Origin of the sequence: Arthrobacter sp. 92, from assembly GCF_050260325.1 — a bacterium.
In the GTDB taxonomy this organism is placed as follows: domain Bacteria; phylum Actinomycetota; class Actinomycetes; order Actinomycetales; family Micrococcaceae; genus Arthrobacter.
Window position 1 is genome coordinate 2,252,968 of sequence record NZ_CP189863.1, and the last position, 23,868, is coordinate 2,276,835.

Genomic DNA, 23,868 nt, shown 5'->3' on the forward strand with positions numbered 1-23,868 from the left:
CCCGCAGCGGGCGCTTAGAAGCCGGAAGAACTGCCGGACCCGGAGAAGCTGCCCCCGCTGCTGCCGTAACCGGTGGTGCTGCCGCCTCCGCCGGCACGCGCTGCGCTGATATCGGAGACCGCGCTGCTGAAGCCGATGTTGAACACGGGGACCGAGAAGAAATAGGTGGAGGGGTAGACGGTGCCCAGGATGCCCGGCCCGTATGTCTGTCCCGGGTTGCCCTTCCCGCCGCGGTTCGGGGCCCCTTCCATTTCCTTGCGCATCAACCTGGCTTCCCGCTCGTTCCGGGCGTAGCCCTCGATGACGGTTTCGGCGTGGTTCTTCAGCAGGGTGCTCAACTCCGTCCGGGCGTCCCTCAGCCGGTCCAGTGCGGATTCGGGGCTGATCCTGCCGCTTTCCAGCTCGGCGGCCCATTGTTCAAGATCGCGTCTGGTGGCGTCCCGGAAGGCGCGCAGCGCCGCTGCGGTGGCGGAATCGCCCTGCGCGTCGTCCCGTGCCAGCAAGTCCTCAATCCCGTCCAAGTCGGTTCGCAAGGGGGCCACCTGACGGTCCCAGGCTGTCGCCCAGCCGGACGCGTGGTTGAGCAGGGCATTGGTATCGGCAATGACGTCGTCAAGCGCGTCCAGTTCGGTAGTCGCGGCGGCGAATTCGCGCACCAGCTTCAGGTTCTTCCGCTGCCCCAGCGCCGCCGGTGTGAGGTCATGGACGGCGTTGGACAGCTCGGTGGCCGCGTTATACCGGTTTAGGAACGTGCGGTGCTTCTCCAGCACGATGCTTCCGTACCGGGAGCCCTCGGGGATGGTTGCGGCGTTAAGCTCCGTGACCTGCAGGTCCGTGCTGACGTTTGCATAGCTCCGCTCGCCCCGGGCAAGCTCCGCGCGGCTCTTGGTTTTGGTCCGGACCCGCACAATCAGCCATACCAAGGCACCCGCGACGACCACCCCGCCGGAGGCCCACAACATGCCGACGAAGGCCCAGAACCGGTACCACGGCTGGTTGATCAGCTCGGCTCCACGACGGATGCCGGCGATGGTCCCCTCCGTCCACTGGGCATCCCGAAAGAGATCCTTGCCCGCATTCTGGATGTCCTCGCGCTGTGCCAGGGAAACTTTGCGGTCCTCGCCCATGTACGTGCCCACATGCCGTCCCACTGGATCCAGCGCGAAGATAAAGAGGCCATCCGCCCACTTTTGGCCGTCCGCGCTGATCCACTCCGGATGGTTGCTGCGGGCGTACTGCAGGACTTTCTCGTTGAGATTGTCGCTGGCTGAACCGTTGTATGTGTATACCGCCACCTCGGTGGGCTCGTAGAAGTCGATCGACCGCAGTGCCGGCAACAACTGAGCCTGGTAGAGCACACCGGCATCGTCCTGCACCACCACTTCAACGGGTGCCACGGCCGGCGCCGCCGTTGCGCCGCCGAGCAATGCACCGCCCAGCAATGTACCCCCGAGCAGCGCGAGAAGTGCCAACAGTGCGCATGCCAGCGATTTGCGCATGATCCCTTTTCCCCTGAGGCAACGGTTCTCTCCAGCCTCGCGCATGCCATTCCGTCCCGGACAGGGCCAAAGGTCACCGTGGCCACCCGGTGGGGAGTGCGCAATACTGTCGACATGAACGCCGCGGCGAGAAAGCCTGACCGGACCCTGACCGTTATCCTCGCAGTGATCGCCCTCCTCGTGGTGGTGGCCCTCGCCGTGGTGTTTTCGCGGGGCACGGCGCCCTTGCTGGACGAGTCCACCCCGCAGGGTGTAGTGCAGCGCTACACGGCCGCCGTCATCGAGGGTGATGAGGCCACGGCGGCGACCTACCTCACGGAAGCCGCACGGAGTCAGTGCATCAACTTCGAGAGCCCGTTCACCAACAAACTGCGGGTCACGCTCGTCTCCACCACGGAACGTCCCGCCTCCGCCGACGTGAAGGTCCTGATTACTGTTTCGAACGGGGGAGGTCCCTTTGGCAGTTCCGAGTATGAAACCGAAGACGTGTTCGATCTGGTCAAGACAAATGGCCGGTGGCTGGTGGACTCCGCTCCCTACCAATTGCGCGTTTGCCCTAACAAGGCGGTGACCAAGTGAGTACGGCCGGAACAGCTCCTGCCCCCGCACCGGCCACGGCGCCGGGAACCGCCCAGCCCACGGTGCGCCGCCTGGTCATGTACACCTTGCTGTTTGCCCTCGTGGTGGTAGGCGCGATCGGCCTCAGTGGCCTGCTTGGCAGGCTGCTCTCCTCGGGCACGGTGCTCGCGGCAGGGGATATTGCGGGGCTTGCGCGTTCGCTCGCGTTCACCCTGATCGGAGGCCCGCTCGCCGCCGTCCTTTGGTGGGTTGTATGGCGTCGGCTCCACGAGGCGACGGAACGCCAATCCCTCGCGTGGGGTCTGTACCTGACGGCCGTATACACGGTGTCCCTCATCACCTTCAGCACCGCACTGCTCGGCATGTTCTCATCGCTGATCGGCGGCGAACGCCAGGGATGGCAGCAGCGGTTGGCCAACGGCCTGGTCTGGGCCGGCGTCTGGGCATGGCACCGGTGGATGGGACGCCATCCGAGGAAAGGGCCCGTTCAGCTCGCCACCGTACCCACGGTAGCGGGCCACGTGTTCGGGCTGATCACTGGTGTGGGAGGAGCGGTCACGGCGCTCGCCGACCTCCTGGACACCGCCGTTCGCGGATTCACCGATTCCGCGGCGTTGGGAGACCCATGGTGGCGGTACGCCCTGCAATCGGTGGTGTGGGCCGCCGGCGGCGGCATCATTTGGTGGTGGCACTGGATTCACGACGCCGGCACGCGCCTGCAAACAGGGCTCGCCAATGTGGCGCTGGTGGTTGTGGGTATCCTGGGCTCCATCCTTCTGGCCCTTGGCGGTGCGGGGACGGTCCTGTTCGTGCTCCTCCGGCTGGCCTTTGACCGGACGGACCCCTTGAGCCAATTGCTGGAGCCGCTCGGCGCTGCCCTCGCAGCCGCCGCCGTCGGGCCCCTGATCTGGACGTATCACCGCGGCATTGCCGCCCAGCGCGACGAAAAGACCCGGCAGTCCGCCAAGCTGGTGACTTCCGGGGCGGCGCTGGCAGCCGCGGCAACCGGAATCGGCGTCATCGTGAACTCCGCTCTGGGCATAGCCGCCACACCCTTGGCCGGGGCAGACACCCGCACCCTGCTGCTGGGCGGGATCAGTTCCCTGGTGGTCGGCGGCCCGCTGTGGTGGGTCACGTGGAAACCGTTAGTCCCGCCGGAACCAACCGAGCTGGGCCTGCGCGGACGCAGGGTGTACCTGGTCGCCGTTTTTGGCCTCAGTGCGATCGTGTCTGTCATCACCCTGCTGGTGATCGGCTACCGCGTCTTTGAATTCCTGCTGGACACTGTCAGCGGCGGGGGGCTCGTGGACCGGGTCAGGGCGCCCCTGGGCTTGCTCGTGGCCACCGGGCTCGCGGCCGGATACCATTTCGCGGTGTGGCGCCGGGACCGGGCGTCGGTGGCGGCCGCAGCCCCTTACCGCCGGCGGACCATCGGCCAGGTCATGCTCGTGGCCGACGGCGACCCCGCCCCGCTCTCGAGGGCGATTGAAGAAGTCACCGGGGCCAAAGTCATCGCCTGGCGGCGGGCCGATAGCGGCCTCCCCGCCGGTGAGGCCGCGCCCGCCGCAGCGGAATTGACGGAGCAGCTGGCGCGGGCTCTGGAGGGGCTGGCAGCCGAACGGGTTCTCGTCATTACCGGTCCCGGGTCCCACCTGGAGGTGATTCCGCTCGCTGCCGGGTGACCGGCCGCCGGAAGCAGGCACGGGTGGGCCGACCTCTTGGCCGGCCCCGGCTTAGAGGCCATACGCTCTCTTGTAGCTCCTGACCGCGTTCGTCACGGTGGGGAAAAAGTGGTCCGGTCCGAACCGGCTGCTCACGCCGAACTTGATCAGGCGGTCCTTGATCGGGCCTTTCATCTCGGCGAAAACGAGACTGATCCCACGCTTGGCGAGTTCGTCGTCGAGCTCCACCAGATCATCAAGTGCGGTGGTATCCAGGCCGGTAATGGCTTCGGAGGCAACAATGACGCACCGGACGGGACCCGGGGCGCGGGCCACGAGGTTCCTGATGTGTTCGGTGAAAACCGCGCCGTTCGCGAAGAAGAGCGGGGCATCGAACCGTGCGATCACCAACCCGGGGACCCGCTGCCCCTCCGGGTGCCTGCTGAGATCGTGATAGCCCGGCACATCCTCGAGTCCGGCAAGCTCGGTCCGGTAGGGGTCCCAGGCCTGGCGGATGAAGGCGACCAAGGACAACGCAATTGCGATGACGATGCCTTCCAGGACACCGACAAAGGCAACACCCAGGAACGTGGCGACAAGGAGTGCGGTTTCCGTCCGGCTCATCCTGACCAGTCGGACGAGGGTCCGCACATCGATGATGGATACAGCCGCAATTATCACGACGGCGGCAAGGGTACTGGCCGGCAGGAACGCCGTTACCTGGGGTGCCAGGGCCATGAACAGCGTGACGAGGACCGCCGCCACCACACCACTGAGGGGGCTCCGCGCGCCAGCGTCGATCGCAATGGGGGTGCGTGATGCGCTTCCGGACACCGGGAAACCACCGAAAAAACCGGAGGCGGCGTTCGCGATCCCCAAGGCGCCCATTTCCTGGTCGCCATTCACACGGGCGCCCTGGCGGGAGGCGAGGCTCTTGGCCAGCACGGAGGTATCGGCGAAAGCGATGAGGGCAATGCCGGCCGCGGGCCCGATGAGGGCCAGAACATCGTCCGCGGCAACGCCCTGCAAGGCTGGCGCGGGGAAGCCGCTGGGGAGGGCGCCGACAGTCGGCTGTACCGCCGTGAGGTTCCAGGCCGCCGTGATGGCCGTGGACGCGATAACGGCCAGCAGCAGCCCGGGCAGGCGCCAGCTCAGGAAGCGGCACAGGACAACCACCGCCACCACTCCGGCGCCGAAGACCAGCGCGGTGGTGTTGGTCTCCCCGCGAAGAACCGCTCCGGCCGTGGCCGCCACCCTCTCGGACAGGGAGCCGTACGGAACCGAGAAGCCCAGCAGGCGCGGCAGTTGGCTGACAATGACAGTCAAGGCGATGCCGTTGAGGTAACCCACGCGGATTGGCTTGGACAGCAATCCCGTCACGAACCCCAGCCTAAACAGCCGGCCGGTGATCAGAATGGCACCAATCAGGATGGACAGGACGCCGGCGAGGGCCACCGCCCGCCCGGGGTCCCCGGCCGCCAGCGGAAGCACGGCCGCGGCAATCATCGGCGCCAGGGAGGAATCCGGCCCCACGATCAGCACACGGGACGGGCTGAAGACCGCGTAGACGAGAAGGGGTACGACGGAGGCGTACAGGCCTGTCACGGCAGGCAAGCCGGATGCCTCGGCATAGGCCATTCCCGCCGGAATGAGCGCGGCGCTCAGCGCGGCACCGGCAGCGAGATCGGACTTCAGCCAGGACCGCTGATAGCCACGGGCCACCCTGATGCCCGGCGGGGCTTTCCGGATCCAGTCTCCGCGCATGTGGCCCCGGTACTAACCCTGTGCCGTTTCCGCGCAAGGGGCGGAACCGGTTCCGTCACGGACCATGTTCGATTCTATGTTGCCGAAGTCTGCTCCGTAATGGCCTGGGCGCAGCGGACATTCATTTCGCGGCGGGAGGCTACTCTTTCGTTGCCAGTTCCGCTTCGTCTTCCTTCGGGGCCGCTCTGTTTGCGCGGCGGCGTTTGAGCAACTGCACGGCCCACGGCACCACCGATAGCAGCACCATGGCTACGGCAATCACATCGATGTTCTCGGCGATGATCTTGAAATGTCCCAGCCAGGTACCCAGCAGGGTCACTGACGAGGCCCAGGCCAGGGCGCCGGCAATGTTCCACAGAGTGAACGACTTGTAGTGGTAGCGGCCGATGCCTGCGGTCAAGGGCGCAAAGGTGCGCACCAGGGGAACAAAACGGGCAAGGACGACGGCGGGCCCGCCGTGGCGGCGGAAGAAGTCTTCCGTGGCGTCCAGGTGCGCGGTCTTAAGCATCCTGGCATCGTCCTTAAACCACCTCCGGCCGAATCGCCTGCCGAGCATGTAGCCCACCTGGTCACCGGCCACCGCGGCAAGAGTGACAACACCGATCAGGACGGGCAGCCCGATGTTCAGTTCCCGGTGTAGGAGGCCTGCTGTGAAGAGCAGCGAGTCGCCCGGGAGGAAAGGGAAAAGCACACCGGACTCGATAAACACCATGCCAGCGATCACTGCCAGGGTGGCCGGTCCCAGCCCCTGCAGGAGGCTCGCCGGATCCAGTGCCTGAACAGGCGCGGCGGACAGGACGGGAGCGAGCGTGTGGAGCAGGGACGGGTACACGTTGATTCCTCAATGTCGGCGGCGGCAGCTGACCTGGCACGCGGCCCGCGGCCCCCGGATGGGCGCCCTGTGGCCGTCCCCGCCACTCTTCCCCACGGACTCCAAGAACTTCACAAGATTCCCCGCAGATCAGACTCCTGCGTTGTAGACATCCAGTCCGAACCGGTTGAGCCCGGGCGTTCCGGCGTAGCCGAGGTATGGCAGGGTGAACGTGTCTTCGATGCTGGCGAGCAGGCTGTAATGGTTGTAGGGGGTGGTGGACCAGGTGCCTGCCTTGGTGAAGGGCGACAGGACCAAGGCGCCGACCCTGCCGCCACCCAATCCGGTGATGCCCGGCAACGCCGAGTTAGGGCCGGGCCCCTCGCCGCAGCAGGCGGCCGCATCCGATTGCGGGCTGTCTGATTCGTCAAAGGTGATCACCAGGACGCCGTCTTTCTTGAAGGCGGGGGAGGAGGTGATGGCCGGGACCCAGTCCTTGAGCCATTGGTCCGCGCTGGCGAGGCCTCCGGGCTGGCCGTCCACGCAGGGGGAGTCGTGTCCGTCGTGGCAGAGGTTTGGGGTGATCATCGACAGGTTCGGGGTGGTGGCGGTGGAGGCGAGGTCCGTTTTCAGGGCGGCTAGGTCGACGTCGTTCCTGGCGCAGTCGGGTGACCCGGTGATACCGGCGAAGTACACGAACGGGTTGTGGCGGGCGGCGTACTGATCCCCGACCTTCGCCTTCTGGGTGTCGTCCACCGCGCCCGGGGCGGGATGCCGGCACGCGGTTCCCATGTCCTCCATGTAGCCCTTCCAGGTCTTTCCGGCAGAGGTCAGTTGGCCGGCGACCGTGGGGACATCGGCCGGGAAGACGCATCCGTCGCCGACAGCCTGGCCGGGGCTGGCGGTTCCCGACCCGAGGAACGGTGCGTAGCTCTGGCAGTCGGCCTGCATCTGCGGGTTCGGTCCTTGCCCCGAGATTTGTGCCACGTAGTTCGGCTGGGAGTTGTGGGCGGTGCCGAAGTACTGGTTCAGCAGCACGCCTTGGCTCCGCAGGGTCTGGGACAGATAGGGCGCCGCCGACCCAAGGCCCCACGTCGTGTCGTAGCCTTTGTTCTCCAGATTGATGACGAAGAAGTGCTGGGCTCCTGGCAGGTAGCCCGAGCCCTGGGTCGATGTGGCAGTCGTTGCCGGCACGCTGGCGGTCGCAGGGGGCTGGCTGGCCCCGTAGCCGACTACCGCCGCCGTCAGGATGATGGGGACTGCGGCCGCGGCGCGGCGGATTCTCCGGATACGGCGCCGCCGCTCCGGGCTTGTCGCTTTTCCGGCTTCGTGGTGAGTGGTCATGGCAGTGTCCATCCGTCCGCGAGGGCTTTATCTTTCAGTCCCGACCATTCCTCGGCCGGCGGAGGACCCACAGGGGAGCAGGCGGGCCCGGCGACGAAGGGCGGGACCAGGTAGTGGGGGGCCGCCAGGTTCGGCGCGCCGCTGAAGTCCAGGACTTCGGCGATGTTGCGCGCAGCCTTGTCCCGTGGTGTCAGCGGCGCCAGGTTCCACCGCCACTCGATCGCTTTCAGGACCGAGGTGTGGTCGTAGACGTCGTGGGCGACGTACCGGCGTCGGGCGCGCGGGGAGATGACCACGGACGGCACGCGGAAACCGCGCAGTGCCGTCTCTGTGCTCGTGTCCGGGGCTGTGGCCGGGGGGACGTGGTCGTAGAACCCGCCCCATTCGTCATAATTGATGACCAGCAGGGTGTTGGCCCAGCCTGGGCCCGTAGTCACCGCCTTGTAGACCTCGGCCAGGAATGTCTCCCCGGAGCGGATATCGGCGTGCGGGTGGTCGTCCCCGGAAGTGCCGGAGCCTTCATCGGTGAAACGGGGATCCACGAAGGACACCGCGGGGAGGGCTCCGCCGGCACAGTCGGTGAGGAATTCGGCATAGGGGTGCGAGATGCCCAGGTACTTCGTGCCCCACAGCGCCGTGAACGGGATGTCACCGTAGTAGTACTTTCCGGAGACCCCGGCGGCGGCCAGCCGGTCCCAGATGGTGGGGAGCGTGGACGTCACCGTGGAGTTGTGGAGGCGGTCGGTGGCGGCCGCGTGCTGGTAGAAGCGGTTCGGATAGGTTTCGGCCATCGTCGCGGCGAAGTACCGGTCGCACACGGTCCAGTCGGGTCCGGCCTGGCGCCAGAAGTCCAGATCGGCGGCATCGTAGTAGCCGACGGCGAACTCGTCGTTTTCGCCGGCACGCAGCCAGCCGTTGTTGCTGCCGTTGTTGTACTGTATGCGGCCGCCCTCGTACGAGTGGTCCGGGTCGGGATGCCCGCAGCCCTGGAAATCCGTCAAATGGTGGGTCACATGCGGAATCCCGTAGCGGTCCGTGTAGCTCAGTCCGGACTGCTTGCCGTCGGCACCGGGCATCCATCCGAGGAAGTGGTCGAAGGAACGGTTCTCCATCATTACCACGATGATGTGCTCGATCCCGGAAGCGGCGGCCGAAGGAAGCGGCGCAGTGGCCGCAGAAGCCGGGCGCAGGGCGCTTCCCGCTGCCAAGGCGGCGGCCGCGGCGGTGCCGGCCGCGGTCATAAGTTTACGTCGGGTAAAGTTCACGCCCCAAAGTAGATCACATCGAGGTTGCGTAATCCCGTGGATAACCCCTTGGTCCACCGAGCCTTAACCGGCTGTTCATCCCAGGCCGTTTTCTCTCCGGTCCCCGCCCGGGACCTGCGCGTGACCGCCTCCGGCGGGTCAGGCGTCCGGTGTTCCCTGGATCGGGGTGGAGTCCTGGCCATATTCGGCCGACACGAGGATGGGGAGGTGATCGGATGCCCCGCGCGGCAGGGTTTCGACGTTCTCGATATCCAGCCCCAGGGAGGTTGCGAAGTCGAAATGGCCCTTGAAGACCTTGTAACGGGTGTAGGTCCGGCGGTCGCTGAGTGAGAGCTCATACCCGGCATTCTTCATGTGTTCGGTAAGGCTCTTGGTGAAGAACGGGTAGTTGAAGTCTCCCACCATCAGGGTCATCAGTCCGCTGCCCATACCGAGGAGTTCCGCGTGCGCCGCCTTGATTTGCTTGCGCCGCAGCGAGTTCGATGCCGTCAGCGGGGCCGCGTGGAAGGACGCGATCACCAGCTCGTGGTCGGTCTCGTTGTCCACCACCCGCGTGCCGATCAGGCGCTCATGCGCCGGGGCCAGCACACGGTCGTGGAGTGACTTCTTCAGGGCGAACGTATTGGTTTCGAAGGCCGTGAAGCGGTCCATCCGGTAGTAGATCGCCAGACCGAGCCGGTTTCCCTTGGTGGAGTCGGCAAGATGCAGCGGCCCCAGCGTTTCGGGCAGATCCGAGGTGTCACACTCCTGCAGACACAACGCATCTATTCCGAAATCAGTTGCCAGATCGACCAGCTCGCCACTTGCCTTGTGCTTGCGGAGGTTGTAGCTAATGACTCGTAACAGGGGAATACCTCTTCTGAGGGTAGTAAGGAGAACCAGTTCCTGAGTCTACCCAGTAGATGCCACGCAGCACAGGAGGCCCGCGGTTTCCGCAGCTCCCGTTCAGGAAGCGGGAGCAGGGCGGGAAGCGATAGTGTGTTCTGGGATCATCTCCCGCCGCGCGAAAGGGGCGACGTTGACTGCTGCACTTCCGGAACTTGCCGAAGGCGACTTCTATTATCAGGATCTGGGCGCCGGACGCTTCCGCTCCACCATCCACGCCCAGGGCGCCTGGAACGAGCACGAGCAGCACATGGCGCCTGCCTCAGGGCTGATGGCTGACTGCCTTGAACGACACCAGCCGCGGGGCGATATGCGCATGGCCCGCCTCAGCTACGAGATCCTGGGGCTGATTCCAGAGGGCGAATGTGACGTCGTCACCGCCACCCTGCGGCCTGGCCGCACCATCGAGCTCCTCCAGGCGGAGCTTGTGGCGGGAGGGCGGGTGGCCATCCGTGCCACCGCGTGGCGCATGATCACCAGCGACACCTCCGCCATTGCGGCCGTCGAAGACCACGCCATCCCCACGCCGGAGGAGTGCAAGCCATACGACGCCGCAGGGGTGTGGCCAGGCGGTTACATCCGTTCCCTGGAAATGCGCGTGGCCGACGGTCACCGCGCCGGCTCGGGGACGGTGTGGATCCGCACCGCCCACCCGCTCACTGACCGGGCCGACAGCGGAGACCTGGCGCGGCTGATGGGCATGGTGGACACGGCGAACGGGATCGCGGCACGGGTTCCGCCGGGAAAGGGCAGCTATGCCTTCCCCAATCTGGACCTTCAGATCCACATGTACCGGCGGCCAACTGGGGAGTGGCTTGGGCTGGACAACGCTGTTTCGTTCGGCGCGGACGGCATCGGGCTCACCTCAACGGTGCTCCATGACCTGACTGGGCCGTTCGGGCGGGCCGAGCAGATCCTGACGTTGCGAAGGACCTGACAGGACTAGTGGAAGACGAGCCAGCCGGCGAGGGTGGCGAGGGCCGTTAACGCGGCGCCCCAGAGAATGTCGACGATGATCAGTTGCAGGGGCCAGGTCTTGAGGGTGGCGGCGTTGGTGAGGTCGTACGTTGCGTAGGCGAAGGCGCCCAGCGCCGCTCCGTAGCCGACGGCGGTCAGCCAGCTGCCGCCGTCGAGCGCCGGCTGAAGCGCAAAGAACACTATTCCGGCTATGTACATCACGTAAAAGACCACCGCGTACCCTAGATTGGGCCGGTCGGCCAGCAGCGCGCCGATCTGCCTGCGGTAGAACGGATTCATGGACTTCAGCCAGACGGCGTCAATCACGGCGAACGCAGCGGCGACGACGAGGAATTGCAGAATGACCATAAGGGAGCTTAGCAAGATGCAGGACGCCGCGGGCGGCACACGGACGCTAACGATTGTCCGGCAGGAGCATTCGCTGGGCGCGGCACGGGACCTTGAGTTTGGAATCGAATTGCTGGGCCTGGCCAGGACGGGCAAAGTGGGGCCCACCCTCAGGACCTACCGGCCGGCCCCCACCGTGGCGTTCGGCCAGCGCGACGCCCATCTGCCGGGTTTCGAGGCCGCTGCCCGGGCCTGCCGTGACCTCGGCTTTGAGCCACTGGTGCGGAAGGCGGGGGGCCGTGCGGCCGCCTACCATGAAGGGACCCTGGTGATCGACCATGTGGAGCCGAATGCGGATGCCATCGCCGGGGCTAAAGGGCGCTTCGCCTTCTTCGGTGAAATGCTGGCCGGGGCGCTGCGCGGCGCGGGGGTCCACGCAGCCGTCGGGGAAATCCCGGGCGAGTATTGCCCTGGTGAGTTCAGTGTCCACGGCCTCAATCCGGCGGATCCGCAGCATCCCGTTAAGCTCATCGGCACGGCCCAGCGGGTCGTTTCCGGAGGCTGGCTGTTCAGTTCGGTCATCGTGGTGGAAAACTCCACACCGATCCGCGAGGTGCTGACCGCAAGCTATGAGGCACTCGGCCTGGACTGGGATCCCGCCACCGCCGGCGCCGTGACTGATCTGGTCCCGGGTCTCGACGTGGCCGCCATTGAAAACGCCGTTATCGACGCCTACGCCGGTTACGCCTCGCTCAGCTACGCGCATTTCTCGACTCTGCGCTGATGCACGAACGGCCGGCCACCGTCGGTGCCCGGCCGTTCGTGCAAGTCAGGGTCAGTGCGCCCGCTTTATCCATTCCTGAAGTTGCGGGGCCTCGGCGCCCACCGTCGTCGTATCTCCATGCCCGGTTCGCACCACTGTTCCCGAAGGAAGCGTCAGTACCCTGTTCCGGATGGAGTCGATGATGGTGGGGAAATCGCTGTACGACCGTCCCGTGGCGCCCGGGCCGCCCTGAAACAGGGTGTCGCCGCTGAAAACCGTGCCTTCGCTTTCCAGGTAGAAGCACATTGACCCGGGCGAGTGCCCAGGCGTGTGCAGGGCCACGAGCCGGGTGCCTGCGACGTTGAAAGTCTCGCCGTCGCTGATGTCGTGGTCCGGCTCCGAACCGGGGAAGACCTGTTCCCAGAGCATCCAGTCTTCCCGGTTCAGGTGGACCGGGGCGCTGACCAGGGTGCGGACTTTGCCGACTGCGCCGATGTGGTCATCGTGCCCGTGGGTGAGCAGGATCGCCGTGACTTTGCGGCCGGCAACGGCCCCTGCCACGGCGTCGGCATCGTGGGCCGGGTCGATGATGACACATTCATCGTCGTTGCCGACGATCCACACGTTGTTCTCAACGTCCCACGTGCCGCCATCGAGCGAAAACGTTCCGGAGGTGACCAGCCGGTCTATCCGAACCCCGCTCACAGTTCCACCACTGAGCGCAGCACCGAGCCGGCGTGCATCTTTTCGAAGGCTTCCTCGATCTGGTCAATGGTGATCCGCTCGGTCACAAAGGCGTCCAGATCCAGCTTGCCCTGGCGGTAAAGATCGATCAGCATTGGGAAGTCCCGGGAGGGCAGGCAGTCCCCGTACCAGGAGGACTTCAAAGAGCCGCCCCGGCCGAAGACGTCCAGCAACGGCAGTTCGATCGTCATTTCCGGGCTGGGAACGCCCACCAGGACCACGGTGCCGGCGAGATCGCGCGCATAAAAGGCCTGCTTGTAGGTTTCGGGGCGTCCGACGGCGTCGATCACCACGTCAGCGCCGAAACCGCCGGTGAGTTCCCGGATTTTTTCCACGGGGTCGACGGCGGATGAGTCCACCGTGTGGGTGGCGCCAAGGCCCTTGGCCCGGTCGAGTTTCTGGGCGTCGATGTCCACGGCAATGATGGTGGTGGCACCCGCGAGCGCAGCCCCGGCGATGGCGGCAACGCCCACCCCGCCGCAGCCGATCACCGCAACGGAATCGCCGCGCTTAACGCCTCCGGTGTTGATGGCGGCACCGATACCCGCCATCACGCCACAGCCGAGCAGGCCGATCGCGGCGGGGTCGGCGTCGGGGTCCACCTTGGTGCACTGGCCGGCGGCGACGAGCGTCTTCTCAATGAAAGCGCCGATGCCCAAGGCGGCGGAGAGCTCCGTGCCGTCTTCGAGGGTCATCTTCTGGGTGGCATTATGCGTGTTGAAACAGTACTGCGGCTGTCCGCGCCTGCAGGCCCGGCAGCTCCCGCACACTGCGCGCCAGTTGAGCACCACACGGTCGCCGGGCGCCAGGTCCGTGACGTCCGGTCCCACGGCGCTCACCACTCCGGTGGCCTCGTGGCCGAGCAGGAACGGGAAATCGTCGCTGATGGCGCCGATCTTGTAGTGCAGGTCCGTGTGGCAGACGCCGCTTGTGAGGATGTCCACCAGCGCCTCGCCCGGACCGGGATCCGGCACCAGGACGGTTTCGAGGGTGACGGGTGCTCCCTTGGAGCGGGCGACTACGCCTTTGACTTTATGGACCACGGAAAGCTCCCTTGGGGACAAGTGCGGGAAATGGATTCAGTGCGGATATGACTCTGAACTGTCTATCACACGGCCGAGACCAAATTCTAGAACTTGTTGCGCTATGGACAACTCGTTGCGTTTTCCGAACGGGGTTTCCGAGGGGCGCGCCCCTGTGCTCCAGCGCCACCGCGGCTGCGGCGGCTCCGGGGCTGCGGCGCCAGCGGGGCTCCGGTCGCGTGCGGGGCTCCGGTCGCGTGGACCTGGAGCCCCTCAACGCTAGGCGGCCAGCCGGCTCTTGACTTCGGCGGCGGAGGGGTTCGTGGCGGCGGTGCCGTCAGGGAAAAGGACGGTGGGAACGGTGCGGTTTCCTCCGTTGAGCTGCTCCACGAGATCGGCAGTGCCTTCGACTTCCTCGATGTTGATCTCGGTGTAGCCAATGCCTTGGGCGTCCAGCTGCTTCTTCAGCCGGTTGCAGTAGCCGCACCAGGTGGTCGAAAACATGGTAATAGTGCCGGATTCGGGGGTGAAGTCCACGGAGCTCTCCTCAGTTTGGGTGTCGTTCTCTCAACGGTAACCCGAGGGCACATATTCCACGGCGACGGAACAGGCATTCGAACGGCCATGACAGGACGTGGGCGCTGCCCACTTGCACGGCAACCTCTAGCTGTGACGAGGACCGTCTATGAACCGGTGGGGCGGCGGTGGCATGCTGGAGCAATGTGCGGACGATACGTGATGGCCAGGGCCGTGGGTGATCTCCTGGCACAGTTCGACGCAGAACTGGATGAGGAGATCAGCATCCCGCCGTCATGGAATGTGGCGCCCACCTCCGATGTGCCCATACTGCTGGAGCGGCTCGTCGCCGGCAAGGCAGTGCGACGACTGCGCCTGGCGAGGTGGGGACTGGTGCCTTCCTGGGCGAAGGATCCGGCGATCGGCTCGCGGATGATCAATGCGCGCAGCGAAAGCGTCCTGGAGAAGCCAGCGTTCCGCGAGGCCGTCCGGGCGCGGCGCTGCGCCGTGCCCGCTGACGGATACTACGAATGGAAACGTGGTGAAGGGCGCACTAAGCAGCCGTATTATGTCCGACCGGAACAGGGCGGCGGCATGGTGTTCGCGGGGTTGTGCGAATGGTGGAACGAACCCTCAGCGGCTGCCGGGGATCCCGGTCAGTGGATGCTTTCGATGTCCATCCTCACAGCGGACACGCCGCCACAGTGCGCGGAGTCAGCCGTGTTCGGCGAGCTGGCGGCCCTGCATGACCGGGTCCCGCTTCCCATGAGCCAGGAATCGATGGGGGCATGGCTGGACCCCCACGCCGATGACGCCGCGGCGCTGGTCGATGTGGTCCGTGCCGGGGTGAGGGATGTCGCCGCCGGGTGGAGGGTGGAGGCGGTGGGCCACGCTGTGGGAAATGTGCGCAATGACTCGCCGGAGCTGATCCGGCCTGTGGAAGGTTTGTTCTAAAACCGGAAGCGGGGGCTGACCGGCCTCAGGGGCCCACCGGCCTCAGACGGTCACCTTGCCGCTGTCATCCACAGCCCAGGTCGGATTGAAGGCGATCTCCCAGCGGAATCCGTCGGGGTCGGCGAAATAACCGGTGTAGCCGCCCCACGGCTGCGTCTTCGGGGGAGCCACGATGGTTGCGCCTGCCCCCTGCGCTTCCGCCATGACACCGTCAACCTCCTCCACGCTGCCCACGTTATGGCTCAGCGTGATGCAAGGGACTCCCGCCGGACTGTTCACCCGGGCCTCGGCCTGCATCTGGCGCGAGTCCCAGAGGGAGAGGATCAGCCCGTGGTTGGCCTGGATAAACACCACCTCACCGGGAACTTCCCGGTGGACCGGCCAGCCGAGGCCCTCAACGTAGAACCTGCGGGAGGCATCGACACTCCGGACGCCTAGTGAAATGAAGTCGACTCGAGGCTGCATCTTTAGATACTGTCATGCACATGCCCACAAATCACGGACACGATAAAGACGCCCAGGCCGACAAAGAGCAGCTCGCGGCCGTCCGGGTGGCAGTGGATGAAGTCGACGAGCAAATCGTCACGCTGATCGCACGCCGCGAGCGGCTGATCCGCATTTCCGGAACGCTGAAGGGCGATGATGCCGAAGTCCGGGCGCCCGGCCGGGTGGAGCGGGTCATCGAGCACGTCCGCAACGCCGCGGAAAAGAAGGATATCGATCCGGACATCGTGGAAAAGACCTATCGGGCCATGATCTCGGCGTTCACCGAGCTTGAACTGAAGGTGCACAAAGCCAGCAGCTGAGATTGCGCGGCTGATGGTCTAGTTGCCGCTGCCCGGTATCCGCGGCCACGCGCTGTCCTTGGTCAGAGAGCTTCTTCCACTGGAACGTTGGCCTGGTAGCCGCGGCCGTCAGCGTCGCTGAATGCGGTCATAAGGTGCCCCTTGGGCAGACCCAATACCGTTCCAATCGGGAAGTTTCCGGTGATGGTGTTCCCGGAATGTTCCACCCCCTTGAGGTCAAAGTTCTCCTCCGTGCCGTCATGGCTGAAGCAGTAGAAGGACACGGCCTCGCCGTTCATGAACTCGATTCCCATCCTGCGTTGATGCGAATGGTCCGGCGTGGCTGCCACGAGCCCCACCACGTAGGCGCCCGATCCGGGAATGTTTCCGTCTATATCGAACGTCGCCACCAGGGTTGAGTCCTTGGCGGCGATGCTTACGTGCTTGAGGAGTGCTTCGTGGGAGCTCATGTCCCAATCCTGCTACCTGCATCGGCGTGCGTCCACCCCTGATCTAGGTTTTGTCATTGCTCCGGCGTAGACTTGAATTATTCGAAGATATATTCGAACAATCATTGTCAGCCCTGCCCCGCTTCGGGCAGGCGGGCGTTCCGGGGAGGTGCCGATGGGCTTATTCAGCGAGGGGGTGGACGTTCTGTGCACCCCGGAAGGCCAGCCCCTGGAACTGAGATGGTCAGGGCGGCACTACACCGTCTGCGCCGAGCCCCTCCGTTGGTATGAACGCCGCCAGTGGTGGGCCGAGGAAACCCGTGCCCCGCTGGGCACCGGGCCAGGCCTGGTGGACCACGAGATCTGGCGCGTTCAGGTCCGGCCCTCCGGGAATCTGGCAAAAACTGAGCCGGCGGAACCCCTCACCCTGGATCTCACCAGAAGTATCAGCAGCGGGCGCTGGAGGCTCCTGCGGATCCACGACGCCCTCCGGCCCAACACAGCATGAGCTTTACCCATCTCCACGTCTCCACGGCCTTCAGCGCGCACTATGGCGTCTCCTGGCCCGATGAACTGGCGCAGGTGTCAGCCAGCGATGGCGCCACGGCACTTGCCTGCACTGACCGCGACGGGCTGTATGGCACCGTCAAGCACCTCAAGGCCTGCATGGCAGCCGGGATTGACCCCATTGTGGGAGTTGATCTTGCGGTCTTCGACGACGACGGCGACCTCCGCACCCAGCTTGCGGGCCGCGTCGTTGTGCTGGCCCACGGGCACACCAACGGAGCCGGCTACCGGGCACTCTGCAGACTGATTTCAGATGCGCACGCCCGCACCTCGGGCAAAGCCGGGGGAGTGGTTCCAGTTGGCGTAACCCGGGCCGAGCTCGCCTCACGCACCCTCCACCCGGAAACCCTTGAACCTGTGCTCACGGTACTGATCGGGCCGGATTCCGACGTCGGCAGGGCCATGGGCGGCAGGCGATACCTGCGCCCGCGGACCCTCTTCAAACGGTGGCTGGACACCATGCCCAAGGGAACCGTGGTGGCCGAGGTGGTGTCGCAGCTGAGCGCCCCCGGCCGGCCGCTAAGCACCGCCCACGCCGTGCGCATGCTTAAGTTGGCCGCCGAGCATGGGACCCCAGCGGTGCTTACCAACGCGGTGCGATATTGCGCCGAGGACGGCGCCGCCACAGCGGATGTCCTGGACTCCGCCCGCACCTTGAAGTCACTGCCCGAACTGTCTGCGGAACCGCTGCTCCAGCCCAATGGCCAGGCCTGGCTGAAATCCGCGGCCCAGATGCTTCAGGTGGGCAAGGAGATCATTCACGCCGCAGGGTATGGGGCGGTGGACCTCAAACGACTGCTGGCTCAAACAGAGGCGCTCGCGGACCGCTGCCGCATGGATCCCGTCACCGACATGGGGTGGAAACAGCCGGTTGTCCCTGAAGCCTCGGTGATAGGCATCGCCGGTGATCCCCTCGTGGAACTGGCCGAACGCTGCGAAGCGGGCATCGGCCGGAGGTTCCCGGGAATCGCCGGACAAGCCGAGGCCCAAATGCGCGCCCGGCTGGAACATGAACTGCGGATCATCGCGAACCTGGGGTTCGCCGCCTATTTCCTTACGGTTGCAGAGGTCTCCCGGATGATCCTGGAAATGGGTGTCCGGGCCGCAGCCAGGGGTTCCGGTGCCTCGAGCCTGGTCAACTACCTGATTGATATCAGCCAGGTGAATCCGCTGCAGCACGACCTCATCTTCGAACGGTTCCTCTCCCGGGACCGGGCCACCCTTCCCGATATCGATATTGATGTCGAGAGTGCTGAACGGCATAACGTGTACCGCCGGATCTTTGACCGCTTCGGCGCGGAGCGTGTCACGCTGATGAGTATGCAAAACGGCTACCGCGCTCGCGGTGCCGTCCGTGATGCCGGACTTGCCCTGGGCATGGATGACGGCGATATTGGCGAAATAGCCAAGCAGCTGTGGCGTTTTTCGGCCCGGAATTTTCGTGAGGCCCTGGTGGAAAAACCGGAGCTGAAGGAATTCGCGGACCGGGTGGAGCAACGCGATTTTGCGGAGAACCAGCAGTTGGACCTGCTGGTGGACCTCACGGAACGGCTGGACCGGCTGCCACGGCACATTTCCATGCATCCCTGCGGCGTGATTCTGGGGGACGCCACGCTGCTGGACCGGACCCCTGTCCAGCCCAGCGGATTAGGCCTGCCCATGAGCCAGTTCGACAAGCACGACATGGACCCGATGGGCATGCTGAAACTCGACGTCCTGGGGGTTCGGATGCAGAGCGCCATGGCCTTCGCAGTCCGGGAAGTCATCCGTCTGCACCCCTCCAAGGCCGAGGTGGTGGCCGCCGGCTCGCACCCCACCGGCCCGGATGGCAGTGGTCCTGACTACATTGCTGCCAATGGGCATATTGACCTTAATGCCGTTCCGCTGGACGACGAACCCACCTACGAGCTGATCCGGAGCACCCACACCCTGGGCTGCTTCCAGATTGAATCCCCCGGGCAGCGGGAATTGATCGGCAAGATGGCACCGCGGGAGTTCAACGACCTCATCATTGATATTTCGTTGTTCCGTCCGGGGCCGATGAAGTCGGACATGGTGCGGCCCTTCCTGGAACACCGCCACGGCTTCGCGCCGGAGGTCTATCCTCATCCGGATCTGAAACCGGTGCTGCAGGAGACCCACGGCGTGACAGTCTTCCATGAACAAATCCTCAAGACCTTCGATGTGATGACGGGGTGCGGCCTGGCCCGGGCCGACGAATTCCGGCGTGCCCTGGGAAATGAGGGCTTGGAACCGAAAGTGGAGGAATATTTCCGCAGGGAGGCCCGGGCCAGGAGCTACAGCCCGGAAGTGGTGGACAAAGTGTGGGGGACTCTTAAGGCCTTCGGGAGCTTTGGCTTCTGCAAGGCCCATGGCGCGGCTTTCGCCGTCCCCACCTACCAGTCGGCGTGGCTGAAGACCCACCATCCGGAGGCGTTCCTGGCCGGGCTCTGGGAGCACGATCCCGGCATGTATCCCAAACGCCTCCTGGTGGCCGAAGCACGCCGGCTGGGGATACCCATCCTTCCCCTCGACATCAACAGGAGCCGGGCCGAATACGGGGTGGAACGTGTGACCACCGGCCCGGACCGCGGCAAGCTGGGGATCCGGCTGAGTCTGAACGGCATCTATGGGCTGTCCGGCGCTGAACTGAAGCGGATTGTGGCGGGACAGCCCTATGACTCCCTGGCAGATCTGCGCGCACGGTCCAGGCTGAGCAAGCCAAGCATCAAGAGACTGGCCCAACTGGGCGCCTTCGACTCACTGCACCGCGAAGCCGGGGGAGCCGCCAACCGGGCCGATCTTGTCCAGCACCTGCAAAACCTGCAAAACCGTCCGGGACGGAAGGGCCTTGACGTCATTGAGGGCCAACTCTCCCTCCCCCTGGGGGATGTTGAGCTGAAAAACCTGAAGGCGGAACTTCCCGCACCCACCAGGGTGGAAACCGTTCGGGCCGAACTCGACCTGATGGCGGTTGATGTCAGCGAGCACCTCATGGAAAGCCACCGGCCCCTGCTGGACCGGTTGGGAGTGACCACTGCGGATAAACTCCTGAGTCTCCGCAATGGCTCTGAAGTCCTGGTGGCCGGCGTGCGTATCGCCACCCAGACTCCACCCATGCGGGGTGGACGCAGGGTGGTGTTCATCAGCATTGATGACGGAACAGGGTGCGTGGACTCGGTCTTTTTCCACGAGGCGCAGGAACAGGCGGGCCCCCTTTTGTTCGGAACCAGGCTGCTCCTTATCCGCGGGAACACCCGCCGTACCGGGCCTCGGGGCATCAGCATCAGTGCGAGCATGGCGTGGGACCTGAGCCGCACCGAAACTTTGCCGTTTCCGGACAAACCGTGTTTCCCGGACAAACAACCCGCAGATCCCTGGGATCCGCGCCTGCGGTTACCCGGGCCGTTGGACGGAATCAACCGCAATCTCGCCATTACCGGCCTTGGCGGCTGACCGCCGTTCATCCCCCCGATGCCGTCCGAGCCGCGTTGGTCGGCCCATCGCGGAACCGATAGCATGGACGAGGCTGGCTGTGGTCCCCGTATGCCACAAGCTACGAAGCCTTAACTTTGAATAGGAGACACCCGTGTCAGAAGCCCAGCAGATCACCCTCATCGTTGACGGCGAAGAGACCAAGGTGACTACCGGGACAACCGGCGCGGAACTCTTTTTTGAGCGCCGTGACGTGGTTGTTGCCCGTGTGAACGGCGAACTGAAAGACCTTGACCAGCCGTTGCCCGACGACGCGAAAGTTGAGGCGGTCACCATCGAGTCTCCGGACGGGCTCAATGTCCTCCGGCATTCGACCGCCCACGTCATGGCCCAGGCCGTGCAGCAGCTGCGCCCCGACGCGAAGCTCGGGATCGGCCCCTACATCACCGACGGCTTCTACTTCGACTTCGACGTCGCCGAGCCGTTCACCCCGGAAGACCTCCGCCAACTGGAAAAGATGATGCAGAAGATCATCAACCAGAACCAGAAGTTCGTCCGCCGGGTTGTCTCCGAAGACGAGGCCCGCGAGGCGATGAAGGAGGAGCCCTACAAGCTCGAGCTCCTGGGCAGGAAGAACGACGCCGCCGAGGCCGGAGAAGGCGTCAACGTTGAGGTGGGTGCCGGCGACATCACCATCTATGACAACGTGGACCGCAAGAGCGGGGACACCGTCTGGTGCGATCTGTGCCGCGGCCCGCACCTGCCCAACACCAAGCTGATCTCCAACGCGTTTGCGCTCACCCGTTCCTCCGCCGCCTACTGGCTCGGTAACCAGAACAACCAGCAGCTGCAGCGCATCTACGGCACCGCGTGGCCCACCAAGGACGCCCTAAAGGCGTACCAGGAGCGCATTGCCGAGGCGGAGCGCCGCGACCACCGCAAGCTCGGCGCGGAACTGGACCTCTTCTCCTTCCCCGATGAGCTGGGCTCCGGGCTGCCGGTGTTCCACCCCAAGGGCGGGATCATCCGCAAGGCCATGGAGGACTACTCCCGCCAGCGACACGTTGACGCCGGCTACGAGTTCGTCTACACCCCGCACATCACCAAGGGCCACCTCTACGAGGTCTCCGGCCACCTGGACTGGTACCGGGACGGAATGTTCCCGCCGATGCACATCGACGCCGAACTGAACGAGGACGGCACCGTCCGCAAGCCCGGCCAGGACTACTACCTCAAGCCGATGAACTGCCCCATGCACAACCTCATCTTCCGCTCCCGCGGACGGTCCTACCGCGAGCTGCCCCTGCGGCTGTTTGAATTCGGTTCCGTCTACCGTTACGAGAAGTCCGGCGTGGTGCACGGACTCACCCGGGTGCGCGGCATGACCCAGGACGACGCCCACATCTACTGCACCCGCGAACAGATGAAGGACGAGCTCACCACCACGCTCAACTTCGTCCTCGGTCTGCTCAAGGACTACGGGCTGGACGACTTTTACCTTGAACTTTCCACCAAGAACGAGGAGAAGTTCGTAGGCGACGACGCCACCTGGGATGAAGCCACCCGCACCTTGGCCGAGGTGGCCGAAGCCTCCGGCCTTGAGCTGGTGCCGGATCCGGGCGGAGCCGCCTTCTATGGCCCCAAGATTTCCGTCCAGGCCAAGGACGCGCTGGGCCGCACCTGGCAGATGTCCACCATCCAGCTGGACTTCAACCTGCCCGAACGGTTCGAGCTCGAATTCCAGGCTGCCGACGGCACCCGACAGCGCCCGGTGATGATCCACCGTGCCCTGTTCGGCTCCGTGGAACGGTTCATGGGCGTGCTCACCGAGCACTACGCCGGAGCCTTCCCCGCCTGGCTGGCTCCCGTCCAAGTGGTGGGAATTCCGGTGGCCGAGGCGTTCAATGAGTACATGTTCGACGTCGTGGGCCAGCTCAAGGCGGCCGGCATCCGCGCCGAGGTGGACATTTCCTCGGACCGCTTCCCCAAGAAGATCCGCACAGCCAGCAAGGACAAGATTCCCTTCGTTCTGATCGCCGGCGGTGACGACGCGGAGGCCGGCGCGGTCTCGTTCCGCTTCCGCGACGGCAGCCAGGACAACGGCGTACCGGTGGCCGAGGCTGTGCAGCGCATTGTCGACGCCGTGCGTAACCGGACCAGCTAGCAGAACCGGAAGGGCGGCACACGTGCAGGACACCACAGGCGCAGGCGGGGGATACCCGGGCGACGACGATGTGACCGATGACTTTGGTCTCGCCGGCGTTCCGGACGCATTCCAGCGCCTGTGGACCCCGCACCGCATGGCCTACATCAAGGGCGGTCAGCACCAGTTCAAGGACCAGTCGGAGTGCCCCTTTTGTATTGCCCCAGAGCGCGCAGATGAGGCATCGCTGATCGTCTACCGGGGCCGCACCTGCTACGTGGTGCTGAACCTGTTCCCGTACAACCCCGGCCACCTCCTGATCTGCCCCTACCGCCATGTGCCCGACTACACGGACCTGACGGTGGAGGAAACGGCCGAATTCGGAGCACTGACGCAGACCGCCATGCGGGTCCTGCGCAAGGTGTCCAATCCCGCCGGCTTTAATCTCGGCATGAACCAGGGGGTGGCCGGCGGCGCGGGGATAGCGGGCCATCTGCACCAGCACGTGGTCCCGCGTTGGGGCGGCGACGGTAATTTCTTCCCCATCATCGCGCAAACGAAAGCCATCACGCAGACCCTCGGCGAGGTGCGTCAACAGGTCGCCCAGGTGTGGCCGGAGGACGAACATGCTTAACAGGCATGCCCGCGGTTTCTTCACCGCACTGTTCTCCCCGCTTGCCCGGTGGCTGCTCAAGATCGGTGTATCACCCGACGCGATCACGATCGTCGGCACAGCCGGTGTGGTGGTGGGAGCGCTTGTTTTCTATCCCCTGGGCCAGCTGTGGTGGGGCACCATCTTCATCACAGCCTTCATCTTCTCGGACGTTATTGACGGCATCATGGCGCGGATGCAGGAACGGGGCGGCCGCTGGGGAAATTTCCTGGACTCCACCCTGGACCGGGTAGCTGACGGAGCCCTGTTTGCCGGACTCGCCGTCTGGTTTTTCACCGGCGGAGCCAACCAAGCCATAGCCATCGCCGCCGTCCTCTGCCTGGTGCTTGGCATGGTGGTCTCCTACGCCCGGGCCAAGGCCGAAGCCCTGGGCTTCCACGCCAACGTGGGAATCGCAGAACGTGCCGAGAGGCTGGTTTCAGTTCTGGTGGTCACCGGATTTACCGGACTTGGACTGCCGAGCGCCGTACTGCTGGTCACCCTTATCCTGCTCGCCGCAGCCAGCCTGGTGACGGTGGTCCAGCGGATCACCACCGTGCACCGGCAGTCCCTGGGCGAGAACAACGGAAGCACGTCCCAGCAGGCGGCCTGACCGCCATCCGGCAGGCTGTTGGACCCGCCGGCCCAGCCCGGGTAACGCGAATTCAATCGCGTCCCGGCGGGGGACTAGTATTAGCTGTACCTGGTCAATGGATCCGGCAATC

At 65.1% G+C, this 23,868-nt stretch carries 23 protein-coding genes; 11 read left to right on the forward strand and 12 right to left on the reverse strand.

All coding sequences use genetic code 11. The annotated features are described in order from the left end of the window. Positions 1-14: 14 nt before the first annotated feature. On the reverse strand, positions 15-1,499 hold the full coding sequence (locus tag ACP4XC_RS10365; RefSeq protein WP_427174884.1) for a DUF5129 domain-containing protein: 1,485 nt from the start codon (positions 1,497-1,499) through the stop codon (positions 15-17). Between the two features lie 114 nt (positions 1,500-1,613). Between ACP4XC_RS10365 and ACP4XC_RS10370 the strand changes: the two genes are divergently transcribed. Together ACP4XC_RS10370 and ACP4XC_RS10375 are read left to right on the forward strand one after the other, a co-directional pair. Further along, complete coding sequence (locus ACP4XC_RS10370; RefSeq protein ID WP_427174885.1) at positions 1,614-2,078, forward strand: hypothetical protein; 465 nt, start codon at positions 1,614-1,616, stop codon at positions 2,076-2,078. Next, entirely contained in the window at positions 2,075-3,760 is a 1,686-nt protein-coding gene (locus ACP4XC_RS10375) for a DUF5671 domain-containing protein (protein ID WP_427174886.1), read from the forward strand. The genes ACP4XC_RS10370 and ACP4XC_RS10375 overlap by 4 nt, the downstream gene beginning before the upstream one ends. Positions 3,761-3,811: 51 nt before the next feature. Here ACP4XC_RS10375 and ACP4XC_RS10380 read toward each other — a convergent pair whose 3' ends face one another. The 5 genes from ACP4XC_RS10380 to ACP4XC_RS10400 all read right to left on the reverse strand — a co-directional run bounded on the left by ACP4XC_RS10380 (position 3,812) and on the right by ACP4XC_RS10400 (position 9,769). Beyond that, on the reverse strand, positions 3,812-5,503 hold the full coding sequence (locus ACP4XC_RS10380; RefSeq protein ID WP_427174887.1) for a SulP family inorganic anion transporter: 1,692 nt from the start codon (positions 5,501-5,503) through the stop codon (positions 3,812-3,814). A 139-nt stretch (positions 5,504-5,642) separates the two neighbouring features. Then, entirely contained in the window at positions 5,643-6,335 is a 693-nt protein-coding gene (locus tag ACP4XC_RS10385; RefSeq protein WP_427174888.1) for a DedA family protein, read from the reverse strand. 129 nt (positions 6,336-6,464) lie between these two features. Then, positions 6,465-7,658 carry an alkaline phosphatase family protein gene (locus ACP4XC_RS10390; RefSeq protein WP_427174889.1) on the reverse strand — a complete coding sequence of 398 codons (1,194 nt, stop codon included), beginning with the start codon at positions 7,656-7,658 and terminating at the stop codon, positions 6,465-6,467. Then, the gene (locus tag ACP4XC_RS10395; RefSeq protein ID WP_427174890.1) at positions 7,655-8,923 is read right to left on the reverse strand and encodes an alkaline phosphatase family protein; all 1,269 of its coding nucleotides are present in this window, start codon (positions 8,921-8,923) and stop codon (positions 7,655-7,657) included. The genes ACP4XC_RS10390 and ACP4XC_RS10395 overlap by 4 nt, the downstream gene beginning before the upstream one ends. A 138-nt stretch (positions 8,924-9,061) precedes the next feature. Continuing rightward, a complete protein-coding gene (locus tag ACP4XC_RS10400; protein ID WP_427175081.1) occupies positions 9,062-9,769 on the reverse strand; it encodes an endonuclease/exonuclease/phosphatase family protein in 708 nt (235 codons plus the stop codon). Positions 9,770-9,941: 172 nt separating this feature from the next. Here ACP4XC_RS10400 and ACP4XC_RS10405 point away from each other — a divergent pair, with 172 nt between their 5' ends. Then, the gene (locus tag ACP4XC_RS10405) at positions 9,942-10,745 is read left to right on the forward strand and encodes a thioesterase family protein (protein WP_427174891.1); all 804 of its coding nucleotides are present in this window, start codon (positions 9,942-9,944) and stop codon (positions 10,743-10,745) included. Positions 10,746-10,750: 5 nt separating this feature from the next. Here ACP4XC_RS10405 and ACP4XC_RS10410 read toward each other — a convergent pair whose 3' ends face one another. Further along, the gene (locus tag ACP4XC_RS10410) at positions 10,751-11,134 is read right to left on the reverse strand and encodes a DUF2177 family protein (protein WP_427174892.1); all 384 of its coding nucleotides are present in this window, start codon (positions 11,132-11,134) and stop codon (positions 10,751-10,753) included. Between the two features lie 16 nt (positions 11,135-11,150). Here ACP4XC_RS10410 and ACP4XC_RS10415 point away from each other — a divergent pair, with 16 nt between their 5' ends. Next, positions 11,151-11,897, forward strand: coding sequence for a lipoate--protein ligase family protein (locus ACP4XC_RS10415; protein WP_427175082.1), 747 nt, complete (start codon positions 11,151-11,153; stop codon positions 11,895-11,897). A gap of 51 nt (positions 11,898-11,948) precedes the next feature. Here ACP4XC_RS10415 and ACP4XC_RS10420 read toward each other — a convergent pair whose 3' ends face one another. The 3 genes from ACP4XC_RS10420 to ACP4XC_RS10430 form a co-directional block, all read right to left on the reverse strand. Next, positions 11,949-12,581 carry an MBL fold metallo-hydrolase gene (locus ACP4XC_RS10420; protein ID WP_427174893.1) on the reverse strand — a complete coding sequence of 211 codons (633 nt, stop codon included), beginning with the start codon at positions 12,579-12,581 and terminating at the stop codon, positions 11,949-11,951. Further along, positions 12,578-13,663 carry an S-(hydroxymethyl)mycothiol dehydrogenase gene (locus ACP4XC_RS10425; protein WP_427174894.1) on the reverse strand — a complete coding sequence of 362 codons (1,086 nt, stop codon included), beginning with the start codon at positions 13,661-13,663 and terminating at the stop codon, positions 12,578-12,580. The genes ACP4XC_RS10420 and ACP4XC_RS10425 overlap by 4 nt, the downstream gene beginning before the upstream one ends. Positions 13,664-13,921: 258 nt before the next feature. Then, complete coding sequence (locus tag ACP4XC_RS10430; protein WP_011692168.1) at positions 13,922-14,179, reverse strand: mycoredoxin; 258 nt, start codon at positions 14,177-14,179, stop codon at positions 13,922-13,924. Between the two features lie 183 nt (positions 14,180-14,362). On the opposite strand from ACP4XC_RS10430, the gene ACP4XC_RS10435 reads away from it, so the two are divergent. Beyond that, on the forward strand, positions 14,363-15,112 hold the full coding sequence (locus ACP4XC_RS10435) for an SOS response-associated peptidase (protein WP_427174895.1): 750 nt from the start codon (positions 14,363-14,365) through the stop codon (positions 15,110-15,112). 42 nt (positions 15,113-15,154) lie between these two features. Here the strand turns inward: ACP4XC_RS10435 and ACP4XC_RS10440 are convergent, their stop codons facing one another. Further along, a complete protein-coding gene (locus ACP4XC_RS10440) occupies positions 15,155-15,577 on the reverse strand; it encodes a VOC family protein (RefSeq protein WP_427174896.1) in 423 nt (140 codons plus the stop codon). 14 nt (positions 15,578-15,591) lie between these two features. Here ACP4XC_RS10440 and ACP4XC_RS10445 point away from each other — a divergent pair, with 14 nt between their 5' ends. Continuing rightward, positions 15,592-15,918, forward strand: coding sequence for a chorismate mutase (locus ACP4XC_RS10445; RefSeq protein WP_427174897.1), 327 nt, complete (start codon positions 15,592-15,594; stop codon positions 15,916-15,918). A gap of 62 nt (positions 15,919-15,980) precedes the next feature. Here ACP4XC_RS10445 and ACP4XC_RS10450 read toward each other — a convergent pair whose 3' ends face one another. Continuing rightward, positions 15,981-16,367 carry a hypothetical protein gene (locus tag ACP4XC_RS10450; RefSeq protein WP_427174898.1) on the reverse strand — a complete coding sequence of 129 codons (387 nt, stop codon included), beginning with the start codon at positions 16,365-16,367 and terminating at the stop codon, positions 15,981-15,983. Between the two features lie 154 nt (positions 16,368-16,521). On the opposite strand from ACP4XC_RS10450, the gene ACP4XC_RS10455 reads away from it, so the two are divergent. The 5 genes from ACP4XC_RS10455 (at position 16,522) to pgsA (ending at position 23,756) form a co-directional block, all read left to right on the forward strand. Beyond that, positions 16,522-16,854, forward strand: a complete 333-nt coding sequence (locus tag ACP4XC_RS10455; protein ID WP_427174899.1) for a DUF6504 family protein — start codon at positions 16,522-16,524, stop codon at positions 16,852-16,854. Further along, positions 16,851-20,369 carry a DNA polymerase III subunit alpha gene (locus tag ACP4XC_RS10460; RefSeq protein WP_427174900.1) on the forward strand — a complete coding sequence of 1,173 codons (3,519 nt, stop codon included), beginning with the start codon at positions 16,851-16,853 and terminating at the stop codon, positions 20,367-20,369. Before ACP4XC_RS10455 ends, ACP4XC_RS10460 begins: the two co-directional genes overlap by 4 nt. A 133-nt stretch (positions 20,370-20,502) precedes the next feature. After that, positions 20,503-22,512: a threonine--tRNA ligase gene (gene thrS / locus ACP4XC_RS10465; protein ID WP_427174901.1), complete on the forward strand. Its 2,010-nt coding sequence runs from the start codon at positions 20,503-20,505 to the stop codon at positions 22,510-22,512. Positions 22,513-22,534: 22 nt separating this feature from the next. Beyond that, a complete protein-coding gene (locus tag ACP4XC_RS10470; protein WP_427174902.1) occupies positions 22,535-23,125 on the forward strand; it encodes an HIT family protein in 591 nt (196 codons plus the stop codon). Beyond that, on the forward strand, positions 23,118-23,756 hold the full coding sequence (gene pgsA / locus ACP4XC_RS10475) for a phosphatidylinositol phosphate synthase (RefSeq protein ID WP_427174903.1): 639 nt from the start codon (positions 23,118-23,120) through the stop codon (positions 23,754-23,756). The genes ACP4XC_RS10470 and pgsA overlap by 8 nt, the downstream gene beginning before the upstream one ends. The last annotated feature ends 112 nt before the right edge of the window (positions 23,757-23,868 follow it).